This is a genomic window from Anabaena sp. CCY 9910 (genome assembly GCF_963920875.1).
Taxonomy (GTDB): domain Bacteria; phylum Cyanobacteriota; class Cyanobacteriia; order Cyanobacteriales; family Nostocaceae; genus Trichormus; species Trichormus variabilis.
In genome coordinates, this window is record NZ_CAWUDJ010000009.1 from 19316 (window position 1) to 39093 (window position 19778).

At 42.2% G+C, this 19778-nt stretch carries 16 protein-coding genes; 8 read left to right on the forward strand and 8 right to left on the reverse strand.

Going from position 1 to position 19778, the window contains the following annotated elements; translation table 11 throughout:
- Window positions 1–209: 209 nt before the first annotated feature.
- From ACM5QX_RS09545 to ACM5QX_RS09555, 3 genes are all read left to right on the forward strand, one after another.
- Complete coding sequence (locus ACM5QX_RS09545) at window positions 210–1529, forward strand: efflux RND transporter periplasmic adaptor subunit (RefSeq protein ID WP_414753310.1); 1320 nt, start codon at window positions 210–212, stop codon at window positions 1527–1529.
- 154 nt (window positions 1530–1683) lie between these two features.
- The gene (locus tag ACM5QX_RS09550; RefSeq protein ID WP_414753311.1) at window positions 1684–4857 is read left to right on the forward strand and encodes an efflux RND transporter permease subunit; all 3174 of its coding nucleotides are present in this window, start codon (window positions 1684–1686) and stop codon (window positions 4855–4857) included.
- An 89-nt stretch (window positions 4858–4946) separates the two neighbouring features.
- Window positions 4947–5687, forward strand: a complete 741-nt coding sequence (locus ACM5QX_RS09555) for an SDR family oxidoreductase (protein ID WP_414753313.1) — start codon at window positions 4947–4949, stop codon at window positions 5685–5687.
- Window positions 5688–5787: 100 nt separating this feature from the next.
- Here ACM5QX_RS09555 and ACM5QX_RS09560 read toward each other — a convergent pair whose 3' ends face one another.
- The 4 genes from ACM5QX_RS09560 to ACM5QX_RS09575 all read right to left on the reverse strand — a co-directional run bounded on the left by ACM5QX_RS09560 (window position 5788) and on the right by ACM5QX_RS09575 (window position 10197).
- Window positions 5788–7155 (reverse strand): esterase/lipase family protein, encoded by a 1368-nt coding sequence (locus ACM5QX_RS09560; protein ID WP_414753314.1) that lies wholly within the window; start codon window positions 7153–7155, stop codon window positions 5788–5790.
- Between the two features lie 1201 nt (window positions 7156–8356).
- Window positions 8357–9037, reverse strand: a complete 681-nt coding sequence (surE, locus tag ACM5QX_RS09565; protein WP_414753315.1) for a 5'/3'-nucleotidase SurE — start codon at window positions 9035–9037, stop codon at window positions 8357–8359.
- Window positions 9038–9140: 103 nt separating this feature from the next.
- Entirely contained in the window at window positions 9141–9797 is a 657-nt protein-coding gene (gene tsaB, locus ACM5QX_RS09570) for a tRNA (adenosine(37)-N6)-threonylcarbamoyltransferase complex dimerization subunit type 1 TsaB (RefSeq protein ID WP_414753316.1), read from the reverse strand.
- A gap of 151 nt (window positions 9798–9948) precedes the next feature.
- Window positions 9949–10197 (reverse strand): Ycf34 family protein, encoded by a 249-nt coding sequence (locus ACM5QX_RS09575; protein ID WP_414753317.1) that lies wholly within the window; start codon window positions 10195–10197, stop codon window positions 9949–9951.
- An 85-nt stretch (window positions 10198–10282) separates the two neighbouring features.
- Between ACM5QX_RS09575 and ACM5QX_RS09580 the strand changes: the two genes are divergently transcribed.
- Together ACM5QX_RS09580 and ACM5QX_RS09585 are read left to right on the forward strand one after the other, a co-directional pair.
- Window positions 10283–11551 carry a CCA tRNA nucleotidyltransferase gene (locus tag ACM5QX_RS09580; RefSeq protein ID WP_414753318.1) on the forward strand — a complete coding sequence of 423 codons (1269 nt, stop codon included), beginning with the start codon at window positions 10283–10285 and terminating at the stop codon, window positions 11549–11551.
- Window positions 11552–11937: 386 nt separating this feature from the next.
- On the forward strand, window positions 11938–12852 hold the full coding sequence (locus ACM5QX_RS09585; protein WP_414753319.1) for a polysaccharide pyruvyl transferase family protein: 915 nt from the start codon (window positions 11938–11940) through the stop codon (window positions 12850–12852).
- Between the two features lie 91 nt (window positions 12853–12943).
- Here the strand turns inward: ACM5QX_RS09585 and ACM5QX_RS09590 are convergent, their stop codons facing one another.
- Complete coding sequence (locus tag ACM5QX_RS09590; RefSeq protein ID WP_414753321.1) at window positions 12944–13153, reverse strand: hypothetical protein; 210 nt, start codon at window positions 13151–13153, stop codon at window positions 12944–12946.
- A gap of 328 nt (window positions 13154–13481) precedes the next feature.
- On the opposite strand from ACM5QX_RS09590, the gene ACM5QX_RS09595 reads away from it, so the two are divergent.
- Window positions 13482–14390 (forward strand): glycine-rich domain-containing protein, encoded by a 909-nt coding sequence (locus tag ACM5QX_RS09595; RefSeq protein WP_414753322.1) that lies wholly within the window; start codon window positions 13482–13484, stop codon window positions 14388–14390.
- Window positions 14391–14581: 191 nt separating this feature from the next.
- On the opposite strand, the gene hemN is transcribed toward ACM5QX_RS09595, so the two are convergent.
- The gene (hemN, locus tag ACM5QX_RS09600; protein WP_414753323.1) at window positions 14582–15964 is read right to left on the reverse strand and encodes an oxygen-independent coproporphyrinogen III oxidase; all 1383 of its coding nucleotides are present in this window, start codon (window positions 15962–15964) and stop codon (window positions 14582–14584) included.
- A gap of 351 nt (window positions 15965–16315) precedes the next feature.
- A complete protein-coding gene (locus tag ACM5QX_RS09605) occupies window positions 16316–17029 on the reverse strand; it encodes a heme oxygenase (biliverdin-producing) (RefSeq protein ID WP_414753325.1) in 714 nt (237 codons plus the stop codon).
- A 542-nt stretch (window positions 17030–17571) separates the two neighbouring features.
- Here ACM5QX_RS09605 and ACM5QX_RS09610 point away from each other — a divergent pair.
- On the forward strand, window positions 17572–17988 hold the full coding sequence (locus ACM5QX_RS09610) for a XisH family protein (protein WP_414753326.1): 417 nt from the start codon (window positions 17572–17574) through the stop codon (window positions 17986–17988).
- The gene (locus ACM5QX_RS09615) at window positions 17976–18311 is read left to right on the forward strand and encodes a XisI protein (RefSeq protein ID WP_011320520.1); all 336 of its coding nucleotides are present in this window, start codon (window positions 17976–17978) and stop codon (window positions 18309–18311) included. The genes ACM5QX_RS09610 and ACM5QX_RS09615 overlap by 13 nt, the downstream gene beginning before the upstream one ends.
- Before the next feature lie 89 nt (window positions 18312–18400).
- On the opposite strand, the gene ACM5QX_RS09620 is transcribed toward ACM5QX_RS09615, so the two are convergent.
- A complete protein-coding gene (locus ACM5QX_RS09620; protein WP_414753327.1) occupies window positions 18401–19777 on the reverse strand; it encodes a cytochrome c biogenesis protein in 1377 nt (458 codons plus the stop codon).
- Between the last annotated feature and the right edge of the window lies 1 nt (window position 19778).

The following is a 19778-nucleotide window of genomic DNA, read 5'->3' on the forward strand; positions in this document are numbered from 1 at the left end:
TTGAAAAGACAAGATATACTCTTGATTTGTAAACTAGACTTTATCATTCACCTTTAGGTAGATTGGCGAAAATATAAAAACAGTATATTTTGGGTGAGCTAACACAAAGCTATTTATGGAGACTCATGCTAAATAAGTAAATTCCATCGCCTACATATTTATCGTTGTGACAATGTTTAGTTAATTAGTTCTTAGGTTCGCTGTAAACCATGTCATCCTCTGAGCCTCAAACTGATTTTAGAGATAATCTTCCCCAGGAACCCCCTGAGCCACCACCAAAACAACGGCGGTGGCTCAGGTTATTGTTGGCTGCCATCCTATTATTAGGGGGTGGAACAGCTATAGTTTGGCGGTTACTGACTCCAAGCGATCGCCCACCCGCCACGGCTGAGGCTCAACCTCCAGGAGTAAGAGTAAAAACATCACCAGTACAAGTCGGAACTATTGAAGAAAGCACAGATTTTGTGGCTAGCTTAGAGTCTCGACGTTCCGTCACTCTCCAACCGAGAGTACAGGGTCAAGTGACCCAAATATTTGTGCGATCGGGAGATGCGATCGCCTCTGGTGCAGCCGTAATTCAAATCGACCCCAGACAGCAGCAAGCAGCCGTCATCAGTAACGATGCAGCAACCCAAGCCAGCAAAGCACAGCTAGAAAACGCTAATGCTACCCTCAAATCCTTAGAAGCGGAAAGATTATCTAATGTTGCTGATGTGCGATTGAATCAGCAAGAGTACGACAGGTATACTTCTTTGGCTGACCAAGGCGCTGTATCTCGGCAAACTAAGGATCAGTATGCCAACAGACTAGCTACAGCACGAGCTAATCTCAACGCGATAGAATCTAGGATTCAAGCCCAAAAAGCTAGCGTCGCCCAAGCACAAAAATCAGTGCAGCAAGCCCAGGCTAACACTGACGAACAACAAGTCCAACTCCAGTTCTATCGAATTACCGCCCCCTTTGAAGGCACTGTCGGCAATATCCCCATTAAAATTGGTGATTTTGTCAATAGTTCCACACCACTATTAACCATTACTCAAAACCGGCCCTTGGAGGTTAATATCTCTGTACCTCTAGAACGAGGTTCCCAATTACGTCAGGGAATGCCAGTAGAGATTATGAACACCCAAGGTCAAACACTGGGTACTAGTAGGGTATTTTTCATTGCTCCTAATGCCAGTAATGAAACCCAATCAATTCTGGTGAAAGCCTTATATAACAACACAAATGGTCAACTAAGGGCAGATCAGCTAGTGAGAGCTAGAGTGATTTGGAATCAACGCACAGGCGTTTTAATTCCGATTACAGCAGTCACACGCATCGCCGGGGAAACTTTTGTCTATGTAACCCAAACGGAAAAAACACCCCAAGGAACCTCCCAACTAGTTGCACGGCAAAAAAGGGTGCAGTTGGGTGATATCAGAGGTAATAATTACCAAATCATCAAGGGATTGCAGCCAACAGACACAATTGTCACCTCAGGACTGCTGAATCTCCGTGATGGTGTTCCTATTGTTCCTGAATCTTAGGGTTGGGGGTTGGGGACTGGGGACTGGGTACTAGGTACTGGGTACTGGGAGAATAAACCCCAATCTCCTAATCCCTAAACCCCGATCCCCGATCCCCAATCCCTAATCCCCAATCCCCAATCCCCAATCCCCAATCCCTAATCCCCAATCCCCAATGTTTGTTGACTTCTTTATCAGGCGACCTGTATTTACAAGTGTCTGCGCCATTATCATTTTGCTGGTAGGCGCAATCAGTATACCCACCCTACCTACTGATCGCTATCCAGAAATTAGCCCTACACAAATTGTTGTTAATGCTAACTACACTGGGGCTAGCGCGGAAGTCGTGGAAAATACGGTGACAAGTATCTTGGAGCGCCAAATCAACGGCGTTCAAGGTATGAAGTACATGACATCTAGCAGTAGTAACGATGGTACTAGCACCATTACCGTTACCTTTGACCCATCACGGGACAAAGATATTGCCGCCGTTGATGTCCAAAACCGCGTATCTATTGCCCAGCCCCAGTTACCAGAGGCTGTACAACGTACTGGAGTCACAGTCAGCAAACAGTCTAACAATATCCTGTTAGCGATGGGGCTGTATAGCGAACAACAGGAATATGACACCGTATTTTTAAGTAACTACGCCGACCAATATATAGTAGATGCCCTGAAAAGGCTTGATGGTGTGGGCGAGGCGCGGATTTTTGGTGAACGGCGCTATGCTATGCGATTGTGGCTTGACCCGAATCGTCTAACCAGTCGCAAGCTGACTGCTCAAGATGTAATTGATGCCATCAACGAACAAAACATACAGGTAGGGGTAGGGCAAATCGGTCAGCAGCCGTCATTGCCAGACCAGATGTATCAAATAGACTTACAGGCTCGCGGCAGACTTTCCGAAGCAACGGAATTTGCTGACATGGTGATTAAGACTGGAACCGATGGTACACTCATCAAGCTCAAAGATGTGGGTCGGGCAGAATTAGGGGCAGAAAATTATAGTTCGTTTCTGCGATTCCGAGGTAATGAGGGTGTAGGTATAGGAATATTTCCTACCCCTGGTAGTAATGCTTTGGAAGTATCCAAGGCAGTAAAAGCCGAAATGGCTCGGTTAGCACAAAGCTTTCCCCCAGGGTTGAAATATCAAGTGGCGTTTGATACAACCCTGTTTGTGGAAGAATCCCTCGCGGAAGTGGTCAAGACACTGATAGAAGCCCTGATTCTGGTTGTCTTGGTGATTTTTCTCTTCTTGCAAGACTGGCGTACAACCCTGATTCCGGTAATTACCATTCCCTTAACTTTAATTGGGACTTTTGCCTTTATCAAAGTCTTTGGATTTTCCATTAACACCTTAACTTTGTTTGGTTTGACATTGGCTACGGGGTTGGTGGTAGACGATGCGATTATTGTGGTGGAAAACATCTCCCGGTTAATTGAGGAAGAGGGAATGTCGCCCCGTCAGGCTGCATCCGAGTCCATGCGGGAACTATTTGGGGCTGTAATTGCCACTTCCTTAGTGTTGATGGCGGTATTTGTTCCTGTTGCCTTTTTCCCAGGTACTACAGGACAGATTTATAAACAATTTGCCCTGACCATCGCCTTTTCGATGGCCATTTCCACCTTTTTGGCTCTGACACTCACACCTTCCCTTTCAGCCTTATTATTACGTCGGGGACAGCGCCCCCGTGGTTGGTTAGGCAAGATTTTCGACCAGATTAATAGGTTTTTAGATTGGATGCGCCGGGGATATGAGCGATCGCTCAATATTCTGGTGAAGGTTAGGGCGATCGTTGTCTTATTATTCCTCGCTTCCATCGCCTTAACAGGCTGGGTTTATCTCAGCGTACCCACAGCATTTATCCCTGACGAAGACCAAGGCTATTTCATCACCATCATCCAAGGGCCAGAAGGAGTTTCCCTCAACTACACCAGCAATGTCATGGCTCAGGTGGAAAAAGAAATCCTCAAATTACCAGAAGTTACAGGAACCTTTGCCATTGGTGGCTTTAGTTTTAGTGGTAACAGTGCCAACAGTGGGGTAATTTTTACTACCCTCCAGCCTTGGGATGAGCGCCAACAACCAGGACAATCCGCACCAGAAATTATTGGCAAGTTGGCAGGAGTCTTCGCCAACATCACCGAAGCCAGAATTTTCCCCGTTAGTCCTCCACCCATTAATGGTTTAGGCAACTTCGGCGGTTTTCAATTTGAACTGCAAGATAGAGCAGGTAACAGTGGCTTAGATAATCTGCTGCAAGTCATGGGTCAGATCATGATGAAGGGAAATCAGACTCCTGGTTTGCAAGGTGTATTTAGTACTTTTAGTGCTAACACACCCCAGATGTTAATAGACATCGATCGCAACAAAGCCAAAGCCTTACAAGTTAATGTAGATGACGTGTTCAACACCCTGCAATCTTACTTGGGTTCTAGGTACGTCAACGATTTTAATTTCCAACAAAGAACTTACCGGGTTTACGTGCAAGCAGATGCGCCATTTCGCTCTAACCCTGAGGATATCGGTAAGTTATATGTCCGCTCTGCCAACGATCAAATGATTTCCCTGAGTAACCTAGTGACAATTACTCCGGCGACTGGAGCGCAAACAATCAACCACTACAACCTATTCCGCTCAATTACCATCAACGGTGCGGCTGCGCCTGGTTACAGCTCTGGTCAAGCAACTACGGCGATGGAGAAATTAGCAAAAGAAGTTTTACCCGCCAGTATGGGTTACGAATGGTCGGGGATAACTGCGGAAGAACAAGAATCAGGAGGTCAAGCACCTGTAATTTTTGGATTAGGGTTAGTCTTTGTTTTTCTCGTGTTGGCAGCTCAATATGAGAACTACGTTGACCCATTAATTATTATGCTGTCAGTTCCCCTAGCTATTTTAGGAGCCTTATCCGCTCAGTGGCTGCGGGGTCTGAGTAATGATGTCTTTTGCCAAGTAGGTTTAGTCATGTTGATTGGCTTGGCTAGTAAAAACGCCATTTTGATTGTGGAATTTGCCAATCAATTGCGCGAACGGGGCTTGCCAATTATTAAAGCCACAGTGCAAGCATCGCAAGAAAGGTTGCGACCTATTCTCATGACTTCCCTATCCTTTATTCTTGGTGTCTGGCCATTGATTAATCCTATAGGAGCAGGTGCAGCGAGTAGAAAATCCCTCGGTACAGCCGTGGCAGGGGGAATGATTGTCTCAACTGTGTTGAGTCTATTTGTTGTCCCCATTCTCTACATCGTAATTAGTAAAATCCGCGATCGCTTTAGACCAAAACCCCCACACATACCACTAGATTCTACCCATGATGACAAAATTCCCTCGACTAGTCATAGATAAGCCATAGGGGAATGGGAACAGAGGTATCCTTACTCATCAACGACTACACCCACCACTAACAGCACTCATATCAATTCTAGGAGAAATCTATGGAAGCGAAGCCAGGCAAAGTGGCGATTGTCACAGGTGCATCGCGGGGAATTGGACGAGCGATCGCCCTAAAATTAGCAGATAAAGGAATATCTGTAGTTGTTAATTATGCCGGGAGACTAGACAAAGCCCAGGAAGTTGTGACAGAGATTGAAAAGCTAGGAGTCAAAGCTATTCCCATACAAGCAGATATCAGTCGGGTAGCTGACATCCAGCAGCTTTTTGAACAAACAATTGCCCAATTTGGCAAAGTGGATATTTTGGTAAACAATGCCGGAATAGCCATGTATAAACCAATCGTTGCAGTTAGTGAAGCAGAATTTGATAAAATTTATGCCATCAACGTCAAAGGTACCTATTTTGCTTGCCAACAAGCTGCACACCACATGACCGGAGGTGGCAGAATTATTAATTTCTCTTCGTCTACCACAGCAATGATGCTACCTACTTATAGCGCTTATGTCGCCACAAAAGGCGCAGTAGAACAGATAACGCGAGTATTGGCTAAGGAATTGGGGAGCAAAGGCATTGCAGTTAATGTGGTTTCTCCGGGCCCCACTGATACGGAACTGTTTCGAGAAGGGAAAACCGAAGAACAAATTAACCATCTATCCCAAATGGCAGCCTTTGGTAGATTGGGCGATGTCCAAGAAATTGCCGATGTGGTGGCATTTCTCGCCAGTGACGAGGCACGCTGGATTACTGGGCAAAACATCCGCGTGAATGGTGGAATCGTCTGAAGATATAGCTGTTGCCAGTAGTTTTAGGACATCAATAAATGATATGACCTAGACACAACAAGACTTTTCCCCCAGTACCCAGTCCCCAATACCCAGAAAATCAAAATTTTGATTTAGTGAAAGCCATAAACTGCAATAATTGTTTTCTTGTTTGCCGCTTAAGTCTTATTTCCACTAGAGTTGTGGTGAATGGATAGAAAAATCTGATATCTTTTTGCTGCAAAATATGAGAAATATCTAGCTCTAAATCGGTAATAGAATCAGAATTTTCTGCACTAGAAGCATACCCAGCATAACGCACATACTCGGAATTTGATGACGCAACAATACGTATCTGCAAATCTTGCAAATTTTTAGTCTTAGTGATGTCTACATGAAAACAGCGTAGGCTTTTATCTTGTGCATAGACGTGAACATCTACACCAAAATCTTCAATTCGTTTCCACTGATTGTTTTGTGATGTTGCCAATTCAATATAGTAATCAGGAATTGGCTCATCATTATCATCTATCGCCCGAATAATAAACTGTTGCCATTCTGCATTCTCAGAATCATTTGGTGATAGCCTCTTTAAGGCTGTCTGATGCCAAAGATTAATATCTTGTTCAGATGTAAATTTTAATGCCTGAAATACCGACTCTACCAAGTCTAAACTAGGATCACCCATAATTTTGCCGTGGTTATGATCCTTAACTCTGACTGCATGAGCAATACCACTATTTTTCCAGGGTGAAATAGATAATTTATCTTCAGGTTGCTGTTTAGTAAAATCTATAGTTATTTTACGTGTTCTCAGTTCACATCCAGCCCACCTGACAACACCATCTGTACCATCAAGCGGTACACCAACTCTATTTGTGATTCTTCCGACAAAGTTATTTAGTAATGGTGATTGAAAAAACTGTTGTGTTCCACAGAAGGTAAATACAAAAGGTGTATCACTACCTGAACCGTAAAATGTGGTTTCGCCTAGTAAATCTTTATGCGCCAAATCCCAACTAAACTTACTTCCTAATTCCAACGCATCTAATATGCGAGTTCCTGCTTCTAGAAAGTCTGGCCCCCACTCTCTGTTTCCTTTAAACAGCGCACCTAAAAAACTGCGGCCTTTGTGGGCGATAGGAGAACCAAAAGTGGCTGGTGCTAATCCAATCAAGTGCTGGAGTCGATAATAACCTTGGCTAGAGTATTTCGCCAACCAAGCACGAATCACCAACATTCCAGTTGAGTGAACGATCGCATCGAAGGTTCTGTTATTACCTAATTTCTCCGCTAAAGCTTGATCTAATCCTTCAGCAATATCCTCAATGTTAATCTCATTAGATAGGGATACATATTTACAAATATGAATAATTTTGACATCATAATTGTTTTCTTCAAACTTTTTTATCCACGCTTGAAAAGAGTTCCCCGTATCAGAGTAACCGTGGAGCATAACAACTGGATTTTTGGGAGTTGCATCTGGCATAAGCTTATGTACAGGTAGGAGATGTCATTAATTGTGAAGAATATCCACCCACAAGGATGGCATTAAACTAGCTCAAAAATAAATGACACATCCAGCACCACGAATTAAATAGCCAATCCTGGCTCTAGCTCCTTATTATCTCAGGTTTAATTTATAACCAGGGGGAACTTTGAAAAACTTTGCCTAAATTTCCCTAAATTGTGACAAAATTGTCACATTCAGCGCCTCTAGTTTTATTTTTAATCACTGAGTCAAAATTTTATACATAGAATAACGCTCATATTTCTAGCTGTGTTAAGAAATTTAAATTTAATAGCGTTGCAAATTACAGATAAATTCTTGGATTAGGCAGATAACTCTGATATAAGGTAAGAAATAGTTACAGCGAATATCACTAACAAAACAGGAATGATAGTGCTAACCTCTATTTTTCTGTGCTTAATGATTTCCATTAATGACACTGGTACAATTAAAGGCCAGAAAACAGTTGTAATTAAACACATAACAAGAGTTAAAAACTTATCTTCTGGGGAAGAAGTAGGATGGCGAAGAGAAAATCTTACCCAATTGCTAAAGAAATAGCAAGTCATGAGTAAGTAACTAATCAACAGAGTTAATTGTATTTGATTCATAATCAAGCCTCTGGAAAACAAATTTAATTATTCCTCCAAAATAACTTGGTCGAATTAATTACACAACGGATTTAATAGCAAAAAAATCAAAAATTAACAGCAAATATAAATACCTATTCACGAAATGGATTCGGTTAAAATCTGAAATGAGCGCTGGGTAAAAATACTAACCCTAAAGTACTAGCCTTGAACTTCACGAAATCTACCACCTACACCAGAAAAAATGCAAGTTAAATGCAATTTAACGCTCATTTGGACTTAAAATCAAAAAAAAGCAAGCGTCATGTACTGACGCTTGGGTAAAAGAGTTATGGATGATCATTAATCTTGGGAATGATTCTGAGGAAACAGGTAGGCGATCGCCGCCCAACCAGATGCAGTGAGTAAACTCACCAAAAATGTAGCCAGAACAAAAGTAAACATACCAACTATCTACAAAGCCTCCGTAGTGAAGGTGTCGGCTGTGTATTTTTAACTTAGCAGTCGGATATGACGGGGATACAACCAGATTGTGACGATGATTTGTAAGTTTTATCTTTATACCTGTCACAAAGGTATTGGGATTGAGTTCACACTCTTAATTGTGTAATGGCAATGTTACCTGTAAAACAAACATCCACATCACTTCCTGGTGTGCGTTCACGCTTGCCATATTCACCCACATAATAAAAATCGTCGCCATCAATGCGATAGTTGGCTGGTAGAGGCTTAGTGCAAGGCTGACAAAACACCAACTCTGGTTGGGTTTCCCCTGGCTGTAAATGGGGTAAATTGACATTCCAAAAGTATCCCGGTTCTAAAGGGCGGTGCAGTAATTCCTCTAAAACTTCTGCCGTCCATTTAGCAGCTAGTTCCCAGTCAAAATTTTGCTTGGCTTTACGATAATGGGAAATAGCAACTCCGGCAATACCGTGCATAGCAGCTTCTCGCACAGCCGCAACAGTGCCAGAAATGTAAGCATCAACCCCCAAGTTACCACCAGCGTTGATACCTGACAAAACAAACTTGACATCCTGTGAAATTTGTGTAATTGCAATTCTGACACAATCGGCAGGAGTACCAGCGATCGCATATTCACTATCAGAACGTCTCTGGAGATTAATTGGGCGAGTAGTAGTAACTTGATGACCACAACCTGATTGATGGTCTCTTGGTGCAGCAACAATAAAGTTTTTGCCACTGACGGCTTGAGCTAAGGCTTTAATTCCCGGCGCATCAATACCGTCATCGTTAGTTAAGATTATGGTCATGAATCAATTCAAAATTCAAAATTCAAAATTCAAAATTAATGATTCGTCAACAGTCAACACTTAACAGTCATTACTTTTATAACCTCCCTGCTCCCTGCCTGCTTTATACATCTACAGGATGTTGTCCATAATACGGTAAAGCCTCCGACCAGTTAGGGCGCTTACCTTGTTGCCATTCTAAATTAGCAAGCTCTAAAATACTTGTCACCGTTGCCGCTAAATCGACTTTGGCTTCTACTAACTGGTAATCACTTTGCCAGTTAGCTAACGTCTCCTGCCATGCTTCTGGTGTAAATACTGTATCAGGTAATAAAGTTGTTAATTCAGTACCATGAGGAGAAGGCTGATAAATCGCCCCGAAAATCTGACCTCTTTGAGCCGCCATTTCCACAGCAAGAGCTTTTGTTTGTTGATTTTTACCGACTTCTGCCCAAGCTACTGCGGCTAAGGTAGAAATTGCAAACACAGGAATATTTAACTGTTGCCCTAAAGTGCGCGCCAGGACAACACCAATACGAGTTCCTGTATAACCTCCAGGCCCTTTGGCAACTGCAATAAAAGCCAAGTTTGCCCAAGTTTGGGGTGCGATAAATTCTACTAAATATTGATGTATATAACTAGATAAATCCCGCCCTAAATTCCAAACCTGAGAGCGAGTTTCGCCAGCAAAATTACTAATTGCTAGCCCCAATTCTGGGGTAGTAGTGTGGAGGGATAAACCGTATTTTGTTGATTTGCGGTCTGCTATTGGCGTAGTCAAAGTAAATTGATATAGAACTACTATAGAAATCCGATTTGATTATTGAACAAATCTGAGTCTCTGTAGGGTGGGCAATGCCCAACTTATCATGATTTTGGTGGGCAATGCCTACGAAGGCTTCCGCATATTTGTATTACGAATGACAAATTAATCAAGTCGGGACTAATTCACCCGGACGCAACTTCGACCACTTGCCCATTTCTCGCTTAAAGCTGAGACAACCAACAACATCCCATTCCATTTCAATCACATCATCTTTGGTGCGAATATTAACGTTGATGGAGGGTTCATTGGGGTCGAAATCTGGTGTTTCAGTTAAATGGGGTTGTTGGTGTTGTGCTTCTACGGCATTATAAGTTACACAACGGTCTACATAGTGGCAGTTTACGCAAATACACATAATAGAACCAACTCCAAGTCCTTTATTGTTAATCTAACTTAAGCTAAAGCATTCAGCACCAGTTACTGGTTAGAGTTTTATTACAATGTCTGGATTTGTTCCTTCTACCCTAGCGCCTGAAAATTGGCCTTTTAGCCTGGAATGTTTGCCACAACCTGCTTACATGGTTGGTGGTGCGGTGCGGGATGCGATGTTGGGTAGAAGTCGAGAATATCTGGATTTAGATTTTGTGATACCATCGGACGCTGTGAAAGTAGCTAGAACGATCGCTCATCGTTATCAAGCTGGTTTTGTTTTACTCGATCCGGTGCGGCGAATTGCGCGGGTGGTATTTCCCCAGGCTACAGCCGACTTTGCCCAACAGGAAGGGGATAGTTTAGAGACTGACCTCCATAGAAGGGATTTTACAGTGAATGCGATCGCCTACAATCCCCACACCCAAGAAATCATCGACCCCCTCAACGGTTGTGCTGATTTACAGGCGGGTGTGTTGCGGATGATAGCCAAAGCTAACCTTAAAGATGATCCTTTACGTCTATTACGAGGTTACCGTCAAGCTGCTCAACTAGGCTTTACTATTGAACCAGCCACCCAAGCTGCTATTCGTGATTTAGCATCACATCTGTGTCAAGTCGCCGCCGAACGAGTGCGAGTAGAAATGGGCTATTTACTTGCTAGTCCTCAAGGTCATACTTGGATGGCAATTGCTGAAAATGATGGTTTACTCAAGCAGTTCTTCCCAAATACCACAGCTAAAAGCTTTCATAAACTAGCGGTAGTTGATGAAGTTGCTGATTTACTGGCAAAGCATTGGCCGCAACTAGGTGTGGAACTGCAAGGATACGTCCGGGAAACAGTAAAGACTACTTGGCTAGGTATTGCCAAACTCGCTTGTCTAGTCCACCCTGATCCAAGTGTTGCCGAAATCGAGCTGCAAAAACTCACCTACAGTCGCGCCGAGATTCGCGCTGTCACTACGGCTCTGAAACTATTTCCCCAGCTAAAAACAGCTAATACCCAGCGAGAACAGTACTTTGTGTTCCAAGAAGCAGGTATGGTATTTGCAGCGATCGCTGTTTTAGCTTTAGTACAAGATACTCTGGTAGAGGCGATGTCTGGCGACAATCGGCTATCCGTTTATTCTCCATTGATCACCCGCTACCTTAACCCTGATGATCTGGTCGCTCATCCCACTCAGCTAGTAAGTGGTAAAAATCTAATGATAGCACTCGATATTCCCCCCTCGCCACTAGTAGGAGAACTCCTAACAGAAATTGCGATCGCCAGAATTGAAGGTAAAGTGACAACAACAGAAGCTGCGATCGCCTTTGCTAGACAGCTACTTAAAGGTTAGAAACGGGTTTTTCATTGATATATTTCGCAAATTTGGCTATCTTGCCAGGTTTATAAATCTTTACTGATATGTGAAAAAAATACTATTCAAGTCCGGTCAATTACTTACAATATGGTTGGTTTAAATTGTCATGGGTAACTAGCGGATACGCACCTAAATCAAATATTCTTGCGTCAGGGCTGTCCATAGTCAAGAGTCCAGAGTCAAAGGCTAGCTTAGACTGTGGACTTTATACTTTTAACAACCTGAGTACGAAATATACAATTTAAATGCGTAACAGCTTATTACTGGTTACTAATTACCAAGGTCACGGGTATGATAGGTGTTCAACCGGACACGATATAATTTCTAGTCCCTATGCTCATGAAAGTTATATTTAGTTAACTATGAAACTTTACTATTGCAAGTATCCAGAAGGTAGGCAAAATTTTGGAGATGCGCTGAATCCTTGGTTGTGGGAGAAGCTAATTCCTGGAATCTTAGATGATGATCCCAATTGTGCCTTTGTGGGAATTGGAACTCTGATTAACGACGCACTCCCACGCCGTACCCCTCAGGCAAAATTACGGGTTATTTTTAGCACAGGCGCAGGTTATGAAAAAGCTACCCCTGTAATTGATGAATCTTACCATATCTACTGTGTACGGGGGCCAATCTCAGCAGAAAAACTGGGGTTGAGTAGGGATTTAGCGGTTACAGATGGCGCACTGTTGCTACGTAAATTAATAGATCACAGTTCCATTCCCAAAAAATATAAATTCTCCTATATGCCTCACTATAATTTTGCAGGAGATGGTTGGCAGAGAGTTTGTGATCAATTGGGTTTTGGTTATATCAGTCCAGCTTGGGAAATTGAAGATATTTTGACACGCATTCGTCAAACAGAAGTTCTAGTGTGTGAAGCCATGCACGGAGCGATTGTTGCAGATACCCTACGAGTACCGTGGATTCCGGTTAGCACCCATCCTTCGATTCTGCCCCTGAAGTGGCAAGATTGGTGTGCTTCTATGAAACTTGAGTATCAATCTTACTCCCTGAGTCACTTTTATCAACCCCGTTCTTCCACAGGTGGATGGGCTAAGAACAAAACTACTAATAAGTTAGATAATCTCCTGACTCCAGCCAGAAAGTTGCAGGACTGGCTAAGACAGCAAAAAACCGCAAAGGAACTGTCTAGTTTAGTCAAAATAGCCAAACCTCACCTAAGCAGCGATGCTCAGATTGAAGAAATGTTATCCCGATTAGAAGGCTGTTTGGAGCAGTTTAAACTGGATTTTGCTCAAGGTAAGTTCAATAGTTAACTATCATCTCGTCATTAGTCATTAGTCATTAGTCAGTTGTCAGTTGTCAATACTTCCTCTGGCTGCACCCTACCCTCCGCTACTAACTAGGCTATTCCGCGTCATCGCTACCGAAAGTCACGCAAGGACTATCAATTTCTTGGGATGGCTGGAAGGAATTGCAGAAAATGACAACAGCACAGTTTACCCCTAACTCTTCTGGGTGAACACAGGCGATCGCTCCTTCTACTTTGGTGTGAAAAGCACAATCGTGGCAGATTGTCTGACTCAAAGTGGGTAGGAAGTTCATGGAGTCAGACATAAGCCAAAATTTTGGTAATTTATCTATTATTTTACCAAAAATCTCACCGTTCGCGGAATAGAATTCGACTAAGAGGAATTATCCACAAGATTGCTATAAATATCAGGTGAAAGACCAAGTAAACTAATAATTTTCACAGCACTTTTTTCTCACAGCATCATTTATTTTGGTTAAAATGCAAAAAGAATAATCATCCCTGCTTGAATCCAATATCCATATTTATGCAAGTTACCCTTAACCTTGATGAATCGCTTCTCAACGAGCGTTCGACGAATGTTAAAGGCGATGTTAAATTCTGAGTAAAGTTTATCCAAATTCAGTAAAAAAGATGGTGAACTCTGAAGGGTTAGCTAGCATGGGTGTTCAAGCAATGAATACTGAGCAAATAGAGTTATATGAGCGAATTCAAGCATTTTCGTTAGACAAACCAGATGCTCCGTTATCATTTAGCAAACGACTGGCAAGAGATAATGGCTGGTCATTGCAGTACGCTCGGCAAACCATTGAGGAGTACAAGAAGTTCGCTTTTTTGGCTGTAGCAGCAGGGCATCCAGTTACCCCTTCAGACCAAGTAGACCAAGTTTGGCATCTGCATTTGACTTATACGCGATCGTATTGGGAAGAGTTCTGCTCACAGGTTTTGCAAACACCGTTGTATCATGATCCAACTCTTGGCGGAGAGGCTGAAAATCAAAAATTTGATGATTGGTATAGCAAGACTTTGGAGAGCTACGAACGATTTTTTGAAGTAAAACCTCCATTAGAGATTTGGTCTACACCAAAGGATCGTTTTGGACGCGATTTATATTTTGTGCGAGTCAACACTCAACAAAATTGGGTATTGCCAAAGCTGCAAGTTCAAAAAGCAGCAACAACAAGTACCGCTATTCTTTTCACTTTGATATTAAGCGGTTGTTATATAGGCAACTTTAAAAACAATATCGATCCATTTACAGGGGCTATACTCGCCGTTATTTGTGTTACGGCAGCATTTGGCGTTATACGATTTCTTGTAGGGATAGTAGATTTGATGAAAAATCCTTCACCCCCTCGTATCAGAGGAGGTTGGGGCGGCAGTGGTTGTGGATCTGCTGGCTGCGGGGGTTGGGGTAGTGGATGGGGATGGGGCGATTCTAGTGGTCATAGTTCTAGTGAGTCTGATGGCAATGATGGCGGCAGTGATTGCGGAGGGGGAGGTTGCGGAGGCTGTGGAGGTGGAGGCTGTGGAGGTGAATAGCCGTATAACAATTCACTTGGAGCGAACTAAAGGAAGCCTTTGGATCTGACTCAGTAAATTAATCAGTTGCGATCGCATGACCCTGAAGTTCATCAAGCCAGAAACTAGCGCCAATCAGGGGACTATAAAAAACTGAGGATTGGAGACTAGGTAAATTTTTCTCCCATACCTCAGCCCCACGCCCCTGTGAATTAAATAGTCCTAGAGAATTGTTTGTCTTGATTGTGGTGATAAATATCAAAGACAACAGCGATATTCCTTACTAGTAATCTACCGATTTCTGTTACTTGAATGTGTTTGCTAGAGAGACTAACTAATCCATCAGCCGCTAATGGTTTTAAAGCTGCAATTTCTTGAGAGAAATACTCATCAAAATTGATGTGATATTTGTCCTCAATCTCTTGCTTATGCAGATAAAAGTTAGACATGATACACATAATCACATCCCGTCTGAGAATATCATCGGTTGTGAGTTTGATACCCTTGCTCACAGGTAAAGCATCACTAGCAACAGCTTGATAATATTCTTTTAACTGCTTGTGATTCTGCACATAAGCGTCATGCAGCATACTAATAGATGTCGCACCAAAGCCGAAAAGTTCTGTACCAGCGTGGGTGGTGTAGCCCTGGAAGTTGCGCTGGAGGGTGTGGTTACGTTGGGCGATCGCTAACTCATCGTTATGCTTGGCAAAATGATCCATCCCAATAAATAGGTACTGGCTATTAGTCAGTTCCTCAATAGTCATTTTTAAAATTTCCAGCTTTTCTTGCGGTTGGGGTAACGCCTCCAGGGGAATATTTTTCTGGGCTGGCTTCAACCAAGGAACGTAGGCAAAATTAAAAACTACAATGCGATCGGGGTCTAATGCCACGGTTTTTTTCACCGTCTCCCGAAATGTTTGCAAGGTTTGATGGGGTAAACCATAAATTAGGTCTACATTTACACTATCAAACTTAGCGGCTTTAATCCAACTCATAACATTAACTAGCAATTCTTCCGGTTGGATGCGGTTGACAGCTGTTTGTACTTGGCTATTAAAATCCTGAATGCCAAAACTAATTCGGTTAAAACCAATCTCACGCAAAAAGGAGATGTAGTTTTGATCAACGTAGCGGGGATTAATCTCAATGGATATTTCTGCCTGTGGATCAATATTGAAGTGGCGATGAATATGTTTCCACAAAAATTCTACTTGATCACAATCTAAGTAATTCGGTGTCCCACCACCCCAGTGAACTTGTAATACTTTTCTGTCTGGATCAATCAAGTTACTTGTATGCTTGATTTCTTTTACCAGATGCTCTAAGTATGGTTTAGCAATATTTTTGTTGTTGGAAATAACCGTATTACAGCCGCAAAAGTAACAGGAACTTTGACAAAAGGGAATGTGGAAATACAACGATATGGGCGATTTTCTGTGATTTGAGGCGGCGATCGCACTTTGATAATCGGTGGCGCTAAATTCTTCAGTTAACTGTGTAGCGGGTGGATAACTGGTATATCTAGGTGCAGGAGTGTCATATTTTTTGATCATGTCTAGATCAAACTTGACACCAGGTAAGACAAAAACCATCAAAACCTCCAAGGTACTGCAACCACACCATGCCGCTACGTGGAAGTCAAAATACCCTACGGAAAGCCCAAGGGCTACAAAATTCAATAACACCTATCGACTGAGTCATGGGAATTTTGCCTAATGATATTTTGATTTCCGTCATAACTGACTAGTGGTCGGTTATATGGGTATAGGGGACAAGCAATTTGTTTTTCGACGCACAGCAAATTGCTAATAAAAGCTTTATGCTCTAGCTGCTTCTTAGTTTAGATATCAACGCTAGACCATGATGTGTTAATTGAACTAAATGAAGGGATTAGGGGTTGGGGGAAATTTTTCTCTCACTTTCTCCCCCATTTCTTGGCTGATTCAAGATACTGCTGCTTCAGTGCTGCCTGGGTTACGGGTGCTAGTCAAGCTATTAAATACTACTTGACCGAGAGCTTTAATTAAATTACCTTCTAGGTCTGTAGCCATTTGCATATTGAACTGGAAGGCCCGATTGGCTTCTGCAACAATTCTATCGGCTGTGGCATCGTCAACTGGTACTGAGTCTAATGCCTGACGATACTGGTCTTTGAAGGCTTTTTTGTCAGGGATTTGCTCAAAGTTATAGAAGGATGTACCTTCGTAGCCAGACAGCTTTAAGGTTGACTGAGCAATTTTTTGCAACATCTGACCGCCGGAAAGGTCGCCCATATAGCGGGTGTAGCTATGACCAATTAATAAAGCGGGTGCGGTGGCAGAAAGCTCTCGAATATGCTTGATATAAGCTTGAGCGCTAGCTGAGGGAGCGATGAGGCTACGCCATTCACTACCATAGTAAAATACCATGTCTTTTTCTAAAGAGGCTAGGCGATTTAGTTCGGGGAAGTAAATCGGGGCGATCGCTGGATTGTTGGCATGGCTTTGAATCGCAGTTTCTAGTTCACTGTAGACAAAATACAAGTTGCTTAAAAATTTGGCGAAGCTTTCTCTATCGACAACGCCTTTCAAAAAACATTTCATGAACCCCACGTTTTCTGCTGCTGTGTGAGCTTGTTGAGTGCCAGCGCGCAGTTTAACAGCTAGATTGCTACTCATTTTTGCTTCCTTGTTATTCAAACGCCAGATTTTTAGGCAGTCAAATTCATCAACTTTGGTTGGCTGCCAGAGTTGTGAGGATTGTTATTCTAGGTTTAGAGAGGCTGTGCATTCATCTGTCTGGCAATTACCACTGCCCAGATAGATCCAGACTATTTTTAGCCCCAAAATCATTTAACTATTAATGATTGTATAACTATATGGCTATTAATATTTTTTTATATTTCCCTTAATCTCACGTAATAAAGTAAATACGCATCATGAACTGCACACAACAGGAGGAAATGGCGACTCAGCACTTTCAAGGTGGCTAATAAAAGCATCAATTCTGGCAACAAAATTTTTGATCTTCTCTATGTATCCCAGTATTACATTAGTTAAAAGAATTACTTATTACCACATGGATACAGTATTTTCTAGACTAAAATATCCATACCACTTTGAAAGGTCTATTGACGATAAAAACTAATAGTGAAAGTCTAGCTGTCAGAGAATCACATCCAGTGCGTTAAAATTTATAAAAAAGATATTTATTTTTACTTGTGTCTGCAAAAGATATTTTTCATGAATCAGTTAAAAAAGCCTTACAAAAAGAAGAATGGATTATTACAAGCGATCCGTTAAAATTTAAATTCGGAGAAGTCAATTTCCAAATTGATTTAGGAGCGGAGAAGATAATTGCCGCAGAAAAAGGAAATAAAAAAATAGCAATTGAAATCAAAAGCTTTTTAAACCCTTCTCCTATTACAGATTTTTACTCTGCTTTAGGACAATTCCTGAGTTACCGTCTAGCATTAGCAGGATATGAACCAGAGCGAGTATTATATTTAGCAGTTCCGTTAGATACTTACAAAATATTTTTTCAACTTGAATTTACGAAAACAGCAATTAAACAGTATCAGGTGTTGTTAATTATTTATGATCCGGAAAAGGAGGCTATTGTACAATGGATAAATTAGTAAAATATCAAGAATTAGTTAAAAAATTGTTGACTAACTACGCCAGTGATGATGTCTCAGACCAAGATGTTGAGGTTCAACTAATTTTAGACACAGAACGTAATCATTATCAATGGATGAATGTAGGTTGGCAAGGATTGAATCGTATTTATCGATGCGTGATTCATTTTGATATTAAAGATGGAAAAATATGGCTACAACAGAATTTAACTGATCGCAATCCAGCAGAGGAATTAGTGATGATGGGAGTACCACGGGAAGATATTGTCCTGGGTTTGCAAGCTCCTTATAAACGTCAGTATACAGATTATGGTGTCGCCTAAGCTGAGTATAATTTATGCAGGTTGTATCAGAGATGGAAGAAATGGGGAAAGAATAATAATTACCTCCTTCCCCATCGTATTTAGGACTGCTAATTACTTGCTGTCGCAGATTGTGAACTCAAGCGTTCTAAAATTTCCAGAACCTCTTGTTCAAAAGCCACCTGGGCGCGATTGGTTTTACCACCAACATATAAGCGATCGCCTTTTTGTAATGCCCAGATTTGTGAGTGCGAAAAGTAACTCATCACCACACCCAGCATCAGGATACCAAAGCCAGTGTAAACGATGGGAATACCGGGATCAGCTTTAATTTGTAAGCCAGTACTACCAACTACATCTAAAACTTTGAGTGTGACACCATTTACTTGAGTAGACATTCCCGCACGTACAGTATCCACCAACTTACCCTGGGCATCATAAATTAACACCATACCTTGCAAGTCTTTCGCCAACAGGGAAACACCCTCACTTAAATCTGGTTTGGTGGGAATCCATGTTCCCCAAATCCGCCCTTGTCCGTTGGTATTCAAAAGTGCCATTGGTAACTGAAAGATGGGGCTTTTGTTGAGGCGGACACGCACACCGGAAATGCCCCAATCAGTTTGGTAAAAAGTTACGCCATGATAACGCAGAGGTTGGTTGACAAAAATCTTTTTGTGGTCAACTTCCTTTCCCTGATTATCCAAGACAGACATATCTGAGTAAAATTGGTCAATGCCACCTTTCGGGGTGTAGTCAATCCAAAAACGATTAACACGTACAGACCAGTCTTGGGGAAATTGTCCGGCTGCTAATGGCCCTGCATCGATAATATTTTTCACCTGGAAGGTTTCGCCACTAGGAACCATTTCTTGGGCAATAAATCCCGTCATTGCGCCCCAAATTGACCCTAAGAGGATGGTAACGATACCTATATGGACGATGATAGGGCCGATACGCCCGACTATTCCTTTACGGGCGTAGAGAATATCGTCTTTTTCTTGAAAAATTTTATAACGGCGATTTTGTAATATTTGGCTTAAGGAATTGACACAACCAGCGTCTAGTTCTGCACTTAAAGCGAGTTTTTGAAATTGGCGTGGTTCTTCGTAATATTTCCAGCGTTGGGCAGTTTTTAAGGCTGGTAACTGACGGGTAAAAGTACAAGCGGTGAGACTAGTCCCGAATAAAACTAATAAGGAGAGAAACCACCAAGTCCGATAAACATGATCTAACCCCACCACTTGGATCACCTTCCAAGTGAGGAAACCGAATAATGCGGGGTGTTCTGGGTAGTTAGCCTGATAAAATGCTGGTGATTGCCCTTGCTCAATCACAGTACCAGAGATACTGAAGAGAGCAATGATTAATAACAGAGCGATCGCTAAACGTAAATCTGTCAGTACAGGTAAAAACTCTCGTCGCAAAAATTTTCCTGGTAGCGACCACCAAGGGGATGCGGTGGGGGCTGAATTGTCTGTAGTCATT